The sequence below is a fragment of the uncultured Metabacillus sp. genome (assembly GCF_947503125.1).
Lineage (GTDB): Bacteria > Bacillota > Bacilli > Bacillales > Bacillaceae > Metabacillus.
The window spans coordinates 1-2,298 of the sequence record NZ_CANNCR010000132.1 but is presented as its reverse complement, the minus strand read 5'-3'; the positions used below and the strand labels follow the sequence as shown (position 1 = coordinate 2,298).

Annotated in this window: 1 pseudogene; it reads left to right on the top strand. The window is 37.5% G+C overall.

Annotation, left to right across the window (positions count from 1 at the left end):
* Positions 1 to 1,104 precede the first annotated feature (1,104 nt).
* Positions 1,105 to 1,430, top strand: a pseudogene (locus Q1B07_RS26390) (YnfA family protein).
* The last annotated feature ends 868 nt before the right edge of the window (positions 1,431 to 2,298 follow it).

The window sequence follows — 2,298 nt, the reverse complement described above, 5'->3', positions numbered from 1 at the left end:
AAACACTATACTATACCTTACGGTTTCGCCTGTACCACCGCCGTTCCCATACTTACCTCCTGACCCCATACCTAATTATTTATATATATTTATTTTTAAGGGCGAGGACCTTGCTTGGGGCGTATTACACGTTGCTAGACGTGGGCTTCCCATTAAAGAAAAGCACTCTACTATTCCTTACGGTTTCCCCTGTACCACCGTCATTCCCATACTTACCTCGTTACCTATACCTATATTTATTTATATATTTTTTTACGAGCGAAGACCTTGCTTGGGGAGTATTACACGTTACTGGACGTAGGCTTACCTCTATTGAATTAGACCCTGCTTCTTATTCAAAGTGATAGGAATGTCCCTTGTGCTATACTTATGTAGGAATTACCACCCCGTTAGGGGCACCTTGATCCTTACGAAAAACCTTTGGTAGATCATAATAAGCATAAAAAAGCCCCGTGAATATACCCATACTCTAGATACACCCACGAGACTTTATGCAAACTTTTTTCTTCTTAAGCAGACTTTTTTCTCATTCTGCAAACTTTATTTTGTTTTAACAACATTTCCACTCTCGATATGTAAAAATATTCTATTAATAATAGTAATCTACTAAGGCCAACGGTGCAACAGTATAACTTTATTTCGAGTTTACGATTTTATCCATAATTACTTTTCAACGCTACCGAATTTGGATATAAAAAATCCGAAGGTCTGCCGGAAAAGTACCGGAAACCTTCGGAATGTAATTTTATGTTAAATTAGAATAAAGTTTGCAGAAACGAGTAAACACGTCCATCCCTTGCCATATCTAGCCTCAAAGGCATAACCCAACTTTTTTCATGAGAATAAAGTTTGCACAAAGATTTGCCCGTTTTCAGCCGGAAATGAACTCAATAAATAATTAAGATAAGAATAAAGTTTGCTTAAACATAGAGGAGAGATCACCAAACAAAGAGAGTAACCTAAACCTCATGAAGGCACCTTACGGTGACACCTGAACCAATACCGATTCTTGACTTCTGATTGTTATAGGGTAATGCAGTTCTTTACTACCCTTGGAATACGGTATAATTACCATGTTAATTAGTTATCAAGGGTGGGCATTAAATGATTTACACAATTGTATTGTTTATATTTGCTGGATTTGCAGAGATTGGTGGAGGTTATCTTATCTGGCTATGGTTAAGAGAAGGTAAGCCATTTTATTGGGGTGCTTTCGGAGGACTAGCCTTGGCGTTATATGGTGTTATTGCCACATTTCAAACATTCCATCATTCGGTAGAGTATATGCTGCCTATGGAGGAGTATTTATTATTCTTTCTGTATTGTGGGGATCGGGTATTGATAAAAGAACACCTGATTTATACGATTGGATAGGTGCTGGTATATGTTTAGTGGGTGTTTCAGTAATGTTATTTGCACCTCGCCAATAAAGTAAAAAGACAAGAATACATTGAAGGGAAATTAACTAACGAAGGTGTATCCCGAACCTTGTAGGTATGAGTTTGAAAGAAGGTCTTACGATGTCCACTATCCTCCTAAATCCCTTTTCCCTCTTGCTCTTTTTCATTTTTCTAAAATGGAACTAAGTTTTAATAAGTAGAGTTATGTATTTAGGAGACAGGCTTTTCTGTTTATTTTCACCTTTATCAAATAAAATAGAACCGAGAAGAGGTATCGTAGATACATCCCCGACTCGTTAGACTAATACATCAGCCTCATACATAGTTGGCTCCCTCTTCCCCTGCCTTGTACAGTTATTTAATGTATAAGAGAGTTGTAAACTTGCAGATACAGATAATCCATTAGTATACCTTACGGTTTCCCTTGTACCACCACAATTCACCTACTTACCACGTGACCTATGCCTAATCATTTATTTATATATTTATTTATTTTTTTATGGGCGAGTGCTTCTATCCGAAGCATGTTATACACTTCTGGACGTGGGCTTCCCTTGATTGAGTTGGTTTCAATGCTCTTCAGAGAAAAAGGGGAACGTCCCTTGTTGCTGTACTTATGCAGGGATTATCCTCCCCGTAAGGGTAAGCCTGATCCTCTCAGGGAACCTCGTTACGACCCAGTTTTATACAAAAAAGCCCTGTAATTATATCCATACTCTGGATACACTCAGGGGCTCTGTATAAACTTTTTTCTTTATAAACAGATTTTTTCCCATACTTCAAACTTCAGTTTGGTTTGACACCCACATATAATGAACACATTTTTAAAGCAATACCACAATCAACATGCATCCTTATCCATTATTTTCACCTTTGGCTGTGAAAGTAATTCTCAAAC